We start from the raw sequence: 13,131 nt of genomic DNA on the forward strand, positions 1-13,131 counted from the left end.
GATGATCACTGATGGGCTGCGAGCCCTTCACGTCCGGGTCACCGCCAGCCGCGAACCCCGCTCAAGTTCGAAGAGCCATCAAACGTGGGTTGGAGGCCGAGGGGTTCGCCGTTGACGTCGCCCTCGACGGTATCGACGGTCTCTGGCGGGCCAGTGAGGGCGACTACGATGTCGTCGTCCTCGACATCATGCTCCCCGGCAAGAGCGGCTACCGGGTATGTGCCGAGTTGCGCGAGGCCGGAAACTGGACGCCGATAATAATGCTCACGGCGAAGGATGGCGAACTCGACGAGGCGGAGGCCCTCGACACGGGAGCCGACGACTATCTGTCCAAGCCGTTCTCCTACCTGGTCCTGGTCGCCCGGATCCGGGCGCTGCTGCGCCGGGGCTCGCGGGAGCGCCCGGCCACGCTGAACGTCGGCGACCTGCGGCTCGACCCGGCCGCCCACCGTGCCTGGCGCGGGGACACGGAGCTGTCACTCACCCCTCGCCAGTTCGCCCTCCTTGAGTTCTTCATGCGACGGGCGGGCGAGGTGCTGTCCAAGAGCACCATCCTCGACCACGTGTGGGACTTCGCGTTCGACGGCGACCCCAACATCATCGAGGTCTACGTCCGGCATCTGCGCAAGAAGATCGACGAGCCGTTCGGGCGTCGCGCGATCCAGACCATCCGTCTCGTCGGCTACCGGATGGACCCCGATGGCGGCTGATCGCAACCGACGCCGCGTCCGCCTGACCACGGTGCGGGCCCGCACCACCGTTGCCGCGACCATGGTGGTCGGTGCCGCTCTCGTGGTCACCGCCGTCAGCCTGGTCGTGTTCGTACGCGGTTCGCTCGTAGAGCGGGTCGATGCCATTGCGACGGTGCGTGCCCAGGATGTGGCGGCCCTGGCCCGCCAGGGGTCACTCCCCGCGGAGCTGGCTGTCGAGGCCAGCGATGACGGCAGCGCCAGCCAGGTCGTGGACGGTTCCGGCCGGGTCGTCGCCGCCACCGCGGGGTTGCGCCGCGACCAGTCTCTCGCCCGGTTCCGTCCGTCCGGGCAAGGGCCGGAGGTCCGTACGGTCGACGGCCTCCCGTTCGCCGAAGGCGGCAGCTACCGGCTCATTGCGATGTCGACCGACACGCCGACCGGGCCGGTGACCGTCTACGTGGCGGCGAGTCTCTCCCCGGTCGATGACGCCGCCGACGCTCTGCAGGGCGCCCTCGCCATCGGCGCTCCACTGCTGCTGGCCCTCGTCGCGTTCACCACCTGGACCGTCACGGGTCGCACCCTGCGGCCGGTGGACGCCATCCGGGCCGAGGTAGCCGACATCTCGGAACGGTCACTCGGCCGGCGCGTCTCCGTGCCACCGACCGACGACGAGATCAGTCGCCTCGCGGACACCATGAACATGATGCTCGACCGGTTGGACGCGGCCGCCGAGCGTCAACGCCGCTTCGTCGCGGACGCCTCGCACGAACTGCAGACGCCGCTGGCCGCGGCGCGCACCGACCTGGAGGTCGCGCTCGCCCACCCGGAGAGCACCAGTTGGAACGACATCGCCGCCGACCTGCTCGTGGCGAACCGTCGCATGGAACGACTGGTCCGGGACCTGCTGTTCGTCGCCAGGGCGGACGCCGGCGCCCCGCTGGCCCCGGCCCGTCCCGTCGACCTCGACGACATCGTGGTCTCCGAGGCGGCCCGGATTCGCGCCGGCGGCACGGTGCGGGTCGATACGAAAGCGGTCTCGGCAGCTGCCGTGGTCGGCCGTCCCGACGACCTGACGCGGGCGGTACGTAACGTGCTCGACAACGCCGAGCAACATGCTTCCGCCCTGGTCCACGTGGAGCTTTCCAGCGACGACCGCAGCGTCACGCTGGTCGTCCAAGACGATGGGCCGGGGATCCCGCCCGAGGACCGCACGCGCATCTTCGAGCGATTCACGCGACTCGACGACGATCGGAGCCGTCGAACCGGGGGCACCGGTCTCGGGCTGGCCATCGCCATGGAGATCATCGAGGCGCACGGCGGGTCGATGGTGGTCGAGGACTCGGTGCGCGGTGCGCGATTCGTTATCCGCATGCCCGCGTCCTGAGTCGACCGCCCTCCCGGTTCATCTCGCCGATTCGGAAATATCGGATGCGCCCTGAGCAGCCAATTAACCAGAACTGAGCCGCCGGTCGCGAACCGGGTCATTGACAGCCGAGCACTAACTCTGTTAGTGCTCGTTTAGGCGCGTTAGACCATATTGCCAGCGCTTGCCAAGTTTCCGCCATGGCTGGCGGAATATGGAGAACATGAAGAATTGTCGGATGAAACGGTTGTCCGGCGTATCAACGGCGTGAATTTGAGACCCTGCGCGGCGCGGCGGAGGAGGTGCGCACCATCAGGCACGGGGGGTGAGGTCTTGGAGTTCCGGCTCTTGGGCGTTGTGGAGGCATGGGCGGGGGATCGGCAGCTGGATCTCGGGCCGCGCCAACAGAGACTTCTGCTGGCGGTGCTCGCGTTGCAGGTGAACCAGCTCGTGACGGTCGACCGTCTGGTCGACCTGACGTGGCCCGAGTCGCCCCCGCAGACCGCCCGCCATGCGATCCACGTCCGCGTCTCCCAGTTGCGCACCATCCTGGCCATGGCTGGAGCGGATGCCGATGGCGTCAAGATCGCCACCCGTGGCCCCATGTACGTCCTGCGGGCCGACCCGATGTACGTCGACGCGCACCGCTTCCGCGCTCTGGTCGCCGCGGCTCGTGCCCAGAAGGATGACGAGGAGAAGTCCAGGTTGCTGCGGCATGCTCTCGACCTGTGGCGGGGAAGCCCATTTGCCGATGTGGCGACACCGCGCGTCGAAGAGTTGTCCCGGCGACTGCAGGAAGCGCGGTTGACGGCCCTGGAGGAATGGCTGAGCGTGGAGTTGCGGCTCGGGCGGCACGACGAGGCCATCGACGAGGCCGGCGAGTTCGTCGTGCAGCACCCGTACCGCGAACGATTGCTCGCGCAGCTCATGCTGGCCCTGTATCGTGCCGGCCGCGCCCCCGAGGCGCTGGTGGCTTACCGGCGTACGCGGAACCGGCTCGCCGACGAACTCGGGCTGGAGCCCGGGCCGGAGCTGCAGAAGCTGGAACGAGCCATCCTTCGCGGCGATCCTGCGCTCGACCTTCCGCCGGAGCACGCGACGTGAAGCCGGTCCGCCGCTCAGGTCAACGACCTGTCGGGAGGCCAGGCCCCGAGCCAGCGGAGCGCTGCAACCGCAGGTCGCCGAAGCGTGAGCGATCCGTCGTGCCGGCCGAAGCGCAGGTAGAGGGGCGGCAGGACGAACAGGTTCAGCAGCGTTGAGGTGACCAGGCCACCCAGAATCACGACCGCCATCGGGTGTTCGATCTCGTGCCCGGGAAGGTCGCCGTAGATGACCAGGGGAACGAGGGCGAGCCCGGCCGCCAACGAGGTCATGAGGATCGGCGAAAGCCGCTCCATCGCGCCGCGAAGGACGAGAGCGGTGCCGAACTGCTCGCCTTCCTCCCGTTCCAGATGCTGGAAGTGATTGATCATCAGGATGCCGTTGCGCGCGGCGATGCCCAGCACCGTGAAGAACCCCACCAGCGAGCCGAGCGAGAGGATGCCGCCGCCGACGTACGCCGCCAGGACGCCGCCGACCAGAGCCATCGGCAGCGTGAGGAGAACGAGGAGCGCCAGCTTCCAGCTGTTGAAGGCGGTCGCCAGAAGGAAGAGGATCCCGATCACCGCGACGCCGGCGTAGAGCAGCAGCCGATCCTGGGCGCTGGTCGCCTCCTTGTACTCACCGAGCAGCTGCGGGTGATAGCCGGGCGGGAAGGCCACGGTGGCGAGGCGTCGCTCGACCTCGGCCGCGACGTCGCCCAGCGCCTTGCCCGCGGCCACGTTGGCGCCCACGTTGATGTACCGCGACCCATTCTCCCGAAGGATCTGGTTCGGTGTGGGGACCACCTTGACGTCGGCCAGCTCACCGATGGGGACCTTGCTCCCGTCCGCTGCGTCCATGAGCAGGTTGCGGACGCTCTCGATGCTGTATCGCGCCTGCGGCACACTCCACACGTGCACCTCGGTGTTCTTGCCGTTGCGCCAGATGTCGCCCGCCTCCTCGCTGGCGATGAAGGTGGCGGCCGTTCGGCGTACGTCGCCCGGCTTGATCCCGTACTGTGCCGCCTTGGCCAGGTCGACCTCGACCTGGACCTGAGGGATGTTGGTCTGGAGCGTCACGTGCTCCTCGATGATGCCGTCGATCCCCGCGATGAGGTCCTTGACCTCGTTGGCCTTGTCGCGGAGGACGTCGAGGTCGTCGCCGGAGATACGGACGATGATGGCGTCGCTGGAGCCGGTGAGCACCTCCTTGGTGCGCTCCTTCAGGTACGTCTGCACGTCGCGCTGCAGCCCGGGGTAACCGTCAACCACCCGCTGGACCTCGGCGACCGTCTTGTCGTAGTCGACGTCCGGGTCGATGCTGATCCAGTTCTCGCCGAAGTTCATGCCGACGACCTCGTCCGAGAGGGTTCCCTGCCCGATGTGGGCGCCGAAGTTGCGGACCCCTGGGATCGCCCGGAGTTCCTTGCTGGCCTGGATGGCGATGCGGACGCTCTCCTCGCGGGACGCACCGGGCTGAAGCACCCAGTGCATCAGGAAGTCGCGCTCCTTGAACGCGGGGAACAGGTTCTGCCCGAGTTGCGGCACCACCAGGGCGCCGCCAGCCACGACGAGGACGACGGTCCCATAGGCCAGGCCGGCACGGGGGATGATGCGCGCCAGCTGCGCCGTGTAGCCCCGCTGGAGCCAGCGCACCAGAGGTGACTCGCGTTGCTCGATCGACGACCTGGCCAGCAGCATCAGGGCGAGCGCCGGGACGACGGTCAGCGCGACCAGCAGGGAGGCCAGGATCGCCAGCCCGTAGGCGAATGCCATGGGCCGGAAGAACGAGCCGGTGAGCCCCGTGAGCATGAAGATCGGGATCGTGGAGACCAGGATGATCAGTGTGGCCTGGACGATCGGGCCCCGCACCTCCAGCGAAGCCTCGAGGACGATGGAGGCGGTCGACTCGGTGCTGCCCGCCCGCCGGCGCCCGCGGATGCGGCGCACGATGTTCTCGACGTCGATGATGGCGTCGTCGACGAGTACGCCGAGCGCGATCACGAGCCCAGCCAGGATCATCGTATTTATGGTGGCCCCGGTCCAGTGGAGCACCAGTCCCGCCGCGACGAGCGAGAGTGGGATCGAAATGGCGCTGATCAGCGCCACGCGCCATTCGAAGAGGAAGAGCACGAGAATCAGGACCACCAGGATGAACCCGATGACCATCGCGCGGCCGAGGTTGTCGATCGAGGTTTCGATGAAGGTGGCCGGCCGGAAGATCTCGGTGTCGACCTGCAGGCCCTGCATACCCGGAGCGAAGTCCTTCAGTGCTGCCTCGACACCGCGGGTCACCTCGAGGGTGTTGCCCCAGGGCAACTTCTCCACGATGAGCATGAGGCCCGGGCCGTCGTTGATGACCGCGTCGCCGATGAGCAGGGACGGCGGCATGATGTTGTCGGTGATGTAGGCGACGTCCTTGAGGTGGACCGGCTTGGCGCCCTTCGGCACCTCGATGGGAATTTCGGCCAGCTGCTGCCCGGTCAGGGCGGGCAGCTGGTGCTGCACCTGGAACCGGTGATTGGCGGTGTCGATGAACCCGCCGGTGCCGATCTCGAACCCGCCGCGGAACTTCAGCTGGCCCACGTCCACCGCGTCGCCGGCGGCCTCCATCACCTGGGCCAGCGTGACGTTGTGCTTCTTCATCAGCTCTGGGTCGACGAGGGCCTGCTTGACGTGCCAGCGGTCGCCCCAGATGCCGACGTTCGCCACACCGGGCACCCGCATGATGCGGGGGCGCAGCGTCCAGTAGGCCTGCAGCGCCATCTCGACGTGGGCGGCGTCGGACTTGTCCGCCTGGGAAATCCCGATCTTCATGACCCGGCTGGTCGACGACAACGGTTGGATCATGAAGGGCGCATTGGCCCAGCGGGGAAGCCGTGGCGTGATGGCGGTGATCCGCTCCTGCACCAGCAGGCGCGCCTTCATAATGTTGGTTCCCGGCTTGAAGATCATCAGTATCGAGGAGAGCTGGGAGACCGACTTGGAGCGCATCACGTCCAGGCCCTCGATCCCGTTGAGGCCCTGTTCGAGCGGGACGGATACGAGTTCCTCGACATCCTTGGCGGACAGCCCGATGCAGACCGTCTGGATCTCCACCCGCGGTGGTGCGAACTCCGGGAAGGCGTCGATCGGCATGTCGCGAATCTGCACGACGCCGAAGAACATCATCATCGAGGCCCCGACGACCACGAGGAATCGGAGCTTCAGGCTCGTTCCGATGATCCAACGCATCATGGCCAGGGTCCCTGTCCTCGTACCGACCGAAGGATTACTTGCCGACTCCGAGTTCGGCGCCGTAGAGCTCCATCACGCCCACCGTCACGACCGCCGTTCCCACCGGCGGCCCCTCCGAAAGCACCGCCTCGTTCCCGTCGGGCCCGCCTACCGTCGCGACCACGACCTTCTCCCGGATGTGAGTCAAGGGTCGGGACTCCCGGTAGACCCAGGTGGTGCCGTCCGGGGTGTACAGCACCGCGGAGTACGGCACGACGGTCGCCACCACGTTGGCCCTCTGGCCGCCCGCCGTGGGCGAGGCGCCCGGAGACGATCCCATCCCCCCCGATTCGCGGAGCTGGACCGTCTCGATGCCGAGGCGATCGGCGGCCTCCCGGGTCAACCGCACGCTCCGGACTCCGTTTGCATCGGCTTCGCCGATCACGGCGGGCGCCTGCTGGTGAAGTCCGCTCGGCGGAGCCGTCTGACATGCGGACAGGACCAGGCCTGTGGTGATCAGTACCGCTGCCGCCCATCGACCATTGTTTCGCATGTGGTCGCCTCCTTGTCGTGCATGGAGCTCTTCTGCGTCCGATCGGGCTCACGCGGGGCTCGTACCTGTCTGTTGGCCCGCCGCATCCGTTTGTGGCCGGGGCGTGGGGAGCGACCTGGGCGGTGGTTGAGGCCCGGCCGGACGTGAGGACGGGGTTGCGAAGCGCAGGTAAAGGCCGGGCAGGACGACCAGATTGAGCAGCGCCGTGGTGATCAGGCCGCCCACGACGACCAATGCGAGCGGGCTCACGATCTCGAGACCCGAGACACTGCCGTAGAGCGCCAGCGGCACCAGAGCCAGCCCGGACGCCAGGAGACCCGCCAGTGTGGGGACGAACCGCTGCCGTGAGCCCAGCTCGACCAGTTCGGCGCCGGGCGGGTGGCCTTCCTCGGCAAGCCGCTGGTACTGCCGGATCTGCAGTACGCCGTGCCTGACGGCTATCGCTGACACGGTGAGCAGGCCCAGCAGCGATACCGTCGAGAGCGCACCCCGGTTGACGGCCGCCAGCAGCAGCCCTCCCGCCAGCGCCGCCGGCAGGAGCAGGAAGTACAGCGTCGCCAGCCGCCAGCTGTCGAATCCGGCCTGCAGCAGGAAGAAGATCAGGATCACGGCGCCGATCACGAAGGTCCACACCCGGAACTCGGAGCTGGCCTGTGCCTGACCCTCGCCGAGCACCTCAAGGTGGTGCTCACGGGGGAACGTCACCTGCTGGAGGCGGTTCCTGACCTCGCTGGTGACCGCGCCCAGACCGCGCCCGCGAACGTTCGCGACGACGTCGATGCTGCGGGAGACCTGGTCGTGCGTGATGATCTCGGGCTTCGCGACGATTCGAACATCGGCGACATCACCCAGGCGCACCTGCGTCGGGCCGCCGCCCGGGCCGCCGACCGGCGCGTCGATCCGAAGCTCCTGGATGGTGGACAGGTTCTGCCGCACCGCGGGGACGCCCCACACGACGACCTCGAACACCTTCTGATCGTCGAAGAGGTTGCCGGCGACCGTCGCCGCCACGAGGGTGGCTGCCGCCCGGCGCACATCGCCCGGCTTCAGGCCGTACTGTGCCGCCTTGGCGACCGAGACCTCGATCTCCACCGTTGGCGCGACCTGATGCGTCCGGATCCGTGGGTCGGCCACGCCTTTGACGCCGGCGATGATCCCGCGCACCTCCTGCGCCTTCTCATTGAGGACGTTGTAGTCGTTGCCGTAGATGCGTACGACGAGGTCCTCCGCCACACCCCGGGTCACCACCTCGCCGATCCGCTTGTCCGAGTACGTGATCAGGTCGCTCTGCACGCCGGGATAGCCGTCGACCACCCGCTGCACCGCGGACAGCGTCGTGCCGTAGTCGGCCGCCGGATCGATGCTGAGCCACACCTCGCCGGCGTTTATGCTGACGATCTGGTCCGACGCCATGGCGCGCCCGGTGTGGGCTCCGACGTTGCGGACCCCTGGCACGGCCCGCAACTCGGTGGTGAGCGCGGAGGTGATCCGATTCATCTCCGGTCGGGACGTACCGGGCACCGCCTCCCAGCTGATCAGCAGGTCCCGCTCCTGCAACGTCGGCGACAGCGGCCGTCCGCGCAGGAACGGCAGGGCGAGCAGGCTCGCCACCACGAGCAGGCCGACCAGCGCGTACGACCAGGCCGGCCGGCGGAGCAGGTTGGGCAGCAGCCCGGCGTAGGCCCGTTCCAGCCGCCCGGCGAGCGGTGATCCGCGGTGCGGCAGGGACGGACGGGAGAGCAGGAGCGTCGCCAGCACCGGCGCGATGGTGAGCGCGATCACCAGCGAGACCGTCGTGGCCACCAGGAAGCCCTGTGCGACCGGCGTGAGGAACGCGCCGCGCACTCCGTCCAGGATGAAGAGCGGCACCACCGAGACCACGACGATCACCGCGGCGACGAAGAGCGGGCCGCGCACCTCGAAAATCGCGGTACGGATGGTGTCGGCTGCCGAAACGTCGGAGGACTCGTCGCGGCGCTGGCGCAGCCGCTGCCGGACGTTGTCGACACCGACCACCGCGTCATCCACGACGATGGCGAGGGCCATCACCAGCCCCGCCAGGGACATCATGTTGAGGCCGACGCCGAACCACCCCAGGACGAGCACCGTCACGGCTACCGACGCCGCGATCGTCACGAGGCTGACCAGCGCGGCGCGCCAGTCGAACAGGAGCGCACCGAGCACCAGCACCAGCAGAATGGCGCCGAGGATCAGCGTGATGGTCAGGTTGTCGACCATCTTCTCGATGAAGGTGGCTGGGCGGTAGACCGTCGTGTCGATCTGCACGCCCGGCATTGCGGGTCGCATCTGGTCGAGAGCGGCCTCCACGTCCCGGGTCACGTCCGCGACCTTCGCGCCCGGGAACCGCTCCACCACGAGCATGAGGCTCGGGGTGTCCTCGACGAGGGCGTCCCCGATGAGGAGTTGATGATCTTCGACGATCTGGGCGACGTCACCGAGGAGCACCCCTCGGTCCTCCGCGCCCTGGACGGTGACCTTGGCCAGATCCTCGGCAGTCTTGATCGGCTGGTTGTGCTGGATCTCGATCCGCTGGTTAGCGGTGTCGATGAAGCCGCCCAGCCCGGGGGTCGATGCCTCCACGAAGGTCAGGGGCGAAGTCCACAACGCGTTCGCCGACGTACGCAGCACCTGGTCCAGCGTGACACCGTTCTGCATGAGCTTGGAGGGATCGACCTGCACCTGCAGCTGACGGTCACGGAACCCCCAGATGGTCACGTTGGCCACGCCGGGGACGCTCAGCAGGCGGGGCACGATCGTCCAGCGGGAGAGCATCGACATGTCGATCAGCGAGCGCTCCTGGGACGAGAGGCCGATCATCATGAGTCGGCCGGTCGACGACAGTGGCTGCACCACCAGCGGCGGCTTCGACGAAGCCGCGGGCAGCATCGCGACCATGGTGAGTCGCTCCTGCACAACCTGCCTCGCCCGGATCGGGTCGGTGCCGGGCTCGAAGGTCATTTCCATCGACGACAGTCCGGGGATGGTGCGTGACTCCAGCTTGGCCAGCCACGGGATTCCGTTGAAGAACTCGTTCTCCATCGGATTGGTGATCAGGTTTTCGACCTCTTCTGCGGAGAGCCCGAGCGCCTCGACCTGTACGTCGACCCGCACCGGCCCGAACTCTGGCAGAGCCTCAACCGAGCTGGTACGAAGCTGGACGAAGCCGAAGGCCAGCAGGGCCACGGCGACGGCAAGCACCAGACGCTGGTACTTGATGCTCGATCCGACGATCCATCGCATCATGGCCGAAGACCTCCAACCGGAAACCTCTCGGTTGCCACTGGCCAATCAATAGTGAATCTCGGATACCGCGCTCACGGCCCGCTCACGGCCGGCTCACAGCCGGCTCACAGTGCCGCCGAAAAGTTGACAGTTGTCGATGGCCAGCGCTCGCCGAGGGTTGGTCGGATCGGCTCGACACCGAACGGCGTGGTGAGCGGCTAAGCGGGACAGGCCGCCTCCACTCGCCGCCCCGTGGCCAATCTGCCACGACCTCGGTCATGGCCAGGCCTGCGACATCAACGCCGGCTCGCACACGCACGCGTCACGCGACTCGGCGTCCACGACGCCGTGAGGGTGGGCAAGGGGCTGCTCCCGCCTTCGCTGCTTGATCTTCAGAGCCAGGGTGACCGAAGTTCGGAGTCCGGGGTAGGAGGGGGCGTCCGGGTTGGTATGCCTGTGGAGTGGCGGAGCGTGCGAACAGGAAGCAGCCTTCGGTAGCCGGAGAGGGCCCAACCGAGGATGGTGGGGCGCCGCCTCAGACCTCGCTGGCGGGTCGCCCGACGGCGGGCTTGGGACTGCTGCTGGGTGCGTTGGGGGTGGTTTACGGCGACATCGGCACCAGCCCGCTGTACGCGCTGAAGACCGTCTTCACCCTCGACCGCAGCCTGACACCGGACGCTCCCGACGTGTTGGGCGTGATCTCGTGGGTCTTCTGGTCGATCATCCTGATCGTGTCGGTCAAGTACGTCATCTTCATCCTGCGGGCCGACAACGAGGGCGAAGGCGGGGTGATGGCCCTGGCCGCCCTCGCCCGGAGGGCGCTGGTCAAGGCCAGCGAAAGGCGCGGCGCTGCAGTGCTGGGGCTCGGGGCGCTGGGTGCTGCCCTGTTCTACGGCGACAGTGTGATCACCCCCGCGATCTCGGTGTTGTCGGCGGTGGAGGGTCTCGAGGTCATCTCCCCGGCGTGGGAGGTGGTGGTGCTGCCGGCGTCCGCGGTGATCATCACCTTGCTGTTCGCCATCCAGAGATGGGGCACCGGACGGGTCGGGGCGGTGTTCGGGCCGATCATGCTGCTCTGGTTCGCCAGTCTGGCCGTGGCCGGCGCGGCCGAGGTGATACGTCACCCGAGCGTTCTGGCCGGGCTGTCACCGACGTATGCGGCTCTGTTCGTCGTGGACCACCCCGTCATCGCGTTCATCGCGATGGGCGCGGTGGTACTGGCGATCACCGGGGCCGAAGCGCTCTACGCCGACATGGGGCACTTCGGCCGCGCCCCGATCCGCAGGGCCTGGTTCGCGATCGTGTTTCCCGCATTGACACTCAACTACCTCGGCCAGGGCGCGTTGATCCTCCGCGCACCGGACAGCCGGGAAAACCCGTTCTTCCTGCTGCTACCAGGCTGGGCACAGCTGCCGATGGTCGGCCTGGCCACCGTGGCCACCGTGATCGCGTCCCAGTCGGTGATCACCGGGGCGTTCTCGGTGTCCCGAGAGGCGATGCGGCTGGGCTTCCTGCCGCACCTGCGCATCCGGCAGACTTCCCGCCGCGAGTACGGGCAGATTTACGCGCCCGGGGTGAACTGGGCCCTGTTCGCGGCAGTCCTGCTGGTCGTGTTCGCGTTCGGCTCATCCACGAACCTTGCCGCCGCTTACGGGGTGGCGGTCACCGGCACATTCCTGATCACCACGACCCTGTTCCTGGTCGTCGCGCGAGTGCTGTGGCGCTGGACCACCTGGCGACTGGCGCTGTTCGGGGTCGTCTTCGGCAGCCTCGAGCTGACCTTCTTCACCGCGAACCTGGCCAAGGTCACCCACGGCGGTTGGCTGACGCTGCTCATCGCGATCATCCTGTTCACCACCCTGCTGACGTGGCGGCGCGGAGCCGACCTCGTCACCGCCCGGCGGATCGAACGCGAAGGCCCCCCGCGACTTCATCGACACCCTGCACGCCACGAACGTCCCGTGGGTACCGGGCATCGCCGTGTTCCCGCACCCGAACAAGGAGACCACCCCCCTGGCACTGCGGGCGAACGTCGCGCACAACCACGTTCGGCACGAGAAAATTGTCATAGTCACCGGTCGCACCGCGAACGTCCCGCACATCCCGTGGGAGCAGCGCCTGACCATCGACGATCTCGGCGACCCGAACGACGGCATCATCCACATCACCGCCGTTTTCGGCTTTCAGGACCCCACCGACTTCCCCGAGGTCCTGCGTCGCGCCGCCACCCACCCCCTCGCCGAAGGGATCACCCTCGACCAGGTCTCCTACTTCGTCTCGCGGATCACGCTGCGCTGCACCCGTCAGCCCGGAATGGCCACCTGGCGAAAACGCCTCTTCATCGCCCTCGCCCACAACGCCGCCAGCCACGCCGAATTCCTTCACCTGCCCGAGGAACGCACCATCGTCCTCAGCGCCGAAGTCCCCGTCTGAACCCGGCCCGATCGGCCGGGCCGAGCTGCATTGTGCGAGCCTGATTTGTGTCGCCTCGCTGGCCTGCGCAACTGGTCAGTGGGTCGACGGTATGACCGCAGGCGGTCGCAGAAGGTTTCGGGAGGGGCTGACAATGCCTACACGGCCTTACGCGACCTCACATCAGCAGGTCAGAGGCCCGCGCCGCGACCACCACAGAGGGACTCGCGGGCCTCCGGCGCGCTCGCCCATGCCCCTCTCTGACGGGTGGGAAGGGGCTGAGGCCGACGCCCGTGCTATCGCCCTCACGTCGGGTGAGCGTTACTGTGTCCGGGTGTCGACCTGCCGGTGGGGTGGTGGGCTCCTGGCGTTGCCCGACTTGAGACCGCCACACGGCGTCGCTGCGGCAGTCCGCCGATGGCCGTTCGTCGTGGCGACTGTCTGGGCGTCCCGCCCCAGACTGCCGCAGCCGGGCGCGATCAGGTCGGCGGGGGCTTAGGTCGTGTGTCGAAGTCGGCGGTGGTGGGCGAGGAGATTCCGGCGCGTCGGTGATCGATAAGTAGCGAGGTCTCC

General features: G+C 67.8%; 7 protein-coding genes and 1 pseudogene. 5 read left to right on the forward strand and 3 right to left on the reverse strand.

What is annotated here, in order from left to right:
* The first annotated feature begins 11 nt into the window (after positions 1 to 11).
* From ACVCAH_RS36360 to ACVCAH_RS36370, 3 genes are all read left to right on the forward strand, one after another.
* Positions 12 to 710 carry a response regulator transcription factor gene (locus ACVCAH_RS36360; RefSeq protein ID WP_447140752.1) on the forward strand — a complete coding sequence of 233 codons (699 nt, stop codon included), beginning with the start codon at positions 12 to 14 and terminating at the stop codon, positions 708 to 710.
* Positions 700 to 2,076, forward strand: coding sequence for an ATP-binding protein (locus ACVCAH_RS36365; protein ID WP_447140753.1), 1,377 nt, complete (start codon positions 700 to 702; stop codon positions 2,074 to 2,076). Before ACVCAH_RS36360 ends, ACVCAH_RS36365 begins: the two co-directional genes overlap by 11 nt.
* Positions 2,077 to 2,388: 312 nt before the next feature.
* Positions 2,389 to 3,159, forward strand: a complete 771-nt coding sequence (locus tag ACVCAH_RS36370; protein ID WP_447140754.1) for an AfsR/SARP family transcriptional regulator — start codon at positions 2,389 to 2,391, stop codon at positions 3,157 to 3,159.
* Positions 3,160 to 3,173: 14 nt separating this feature from the next.
* Here the strand turns inward: ACVCAH_RS36370 and ACVCAH_RS36375 are convergent, their stop codons facing one another.
* The 3 genes from ACVCAH_RS36375 to ACVCAH_RS36385 form a co-directional block, all read right to left on the reverse strand.
* The gene (locus tag ACVCAH_RS36375) at positions 3,174 to 6,371 is read right to left on the reverse strand and encodes an efflux RND transporter permease subunit (protein ID WP_447140755.1); all 3,198 of its coding nucleotides are present in this window, start codon (positions 6,369 to 6,371) and stop codon (positions 3,174 to 3,176) included.
* A 34-nt stretch (positions 6,372 to 6,405) separates the two neighbouring features.
* Positions 6,406 to 6,795: a hypothetical protein gene (locus tag ACVCAH_RS36380; protein WP_447140756.1), complete on the reverse strand. Its 390-nt coding sequence runs from the start codon at positions 6,793 to 6,795 to the stop codon at positions 6,406 to 6,408.
* A 156-nt stretch (positions 6,796 to 6,951) separates the two neighbouring features.
* Positions 6,952 to 10,167, reverse strand: coding sequence for an efflux RND transporter permease subunit (locus tag ACVCAH_RS36385; RefSeq protein ID WP_447140757.1), 3,216 nt, complete (start codon positions 10,165 to 10,167; stop codon positions 6,952 to 6,954).
* A 575-nt stretch (positions 10,168 to 10,742) separates the two neighbouring features.
* On the opposite strand from ACVCAH_RS36385, the pseudogene ACVCAH_RS36390 reads away from it, so the two are divergent.
* Positions 10,743 to 11,993, forward strand: a pseudogene (locus ACVCAH_RS36390) (KUP/HAK/KT family potassium transporter); the annotation flags it as partial.
* A gap of 133 nt (positions 11,994 to 12,126) precedes the next feature.
* Positions 12,127 to 12,579, forward strand: a complete 453-nt coding sequence (locus ACVCAH_RS36395) for a KUP/HAK/KT family potassium transporter (RefSeq protein WP_447140758.1) — start codon at positions 12,127 to 12,129, stop codon at positions 12,577 to 12,579.
* The last annotated feature ends 552 nt before the right edge of the window (positions 12,580 to 13,131 follow it).

The organism is Micromonospora sp. LZ34 (assembly GCF_052981855.1).

Excerpts from the sequence above, each read along its gene's own strand:
- ACVCAH_RS36385 (WP_447140757.1), bottom strand. The coding sequence starts at position 10,167 with ATGATGCGATGGATCGTCGGATCGAGCATCAAGTACCAGCGTCTGGTG.
- ACVCAH_RS36365 (WP_447140753.1), top strand. The coding sequence starts at position 700 with ATGGCGGCTGATCGCAACCGACGCCGCGTCCGCCTGACCACGGTGCGG.
- ACVCAH_RS36375 (WP_447140755.1), bottom strand. The coding sequence starts at position 6,371 with ATGATGCGTTGGATCATCGGAACGAGCCTGAAGCTCCGATTCCTCGTG.
- ACVCAH_RS36360 (WP_447140752.1), top strand. The coding sequence starts at position 12 with ATGGGCTGCGAGCCCTTCACGTCCGGGTCACCGCCAGCCGCGAACCCC.